Annotated in this window: 1 protein-coding gene; it reads right to left on the reverse strand. The window is 65.3% G+C overall.

Translation table 11 applies throughout. The annotated features are described in order from the left end of the window. The coding region (locus SB753_RS40690) for an MFS transporter (RefSeq protein WP_410805628.1) at nucleotides 1-242 on the reverse strand (242 nt) is incomplete at both ends.

Here is a 242-nt window from a genome sequence, read left to right on the forward strand (position 1 = left end):
GGTCAGATACAGCAGAATGCCTGGCAGAAAGCCCGCTTCCGTCACGCCGACCAGCACGCGCAACACGTACAGCGTGCCGGGGCTCGACGCGAACATCGTCGCCGTCGACGCAAGCCCCCACGCAATCATGATCGTGCCGATCCACCTGCGCGCGCCGATGCGCGCCAGCACGACGTTGCCCGGAATGCCGAACGCGATGTAGGCGACGTAGAAGAGCGTCGTCGCGAGACCGAATTGCGTGC

This window comes from Paraburkholderia sp. SIMBA_053 (genome assembly GCF_046534895.1).
Lineage (GTDB): Bacteria > Pseudomonadota > Gammaproteobacteria > Burkholderiales > Burkholderiaceae > Paraburkholderia > Paraburkholderia caledonica.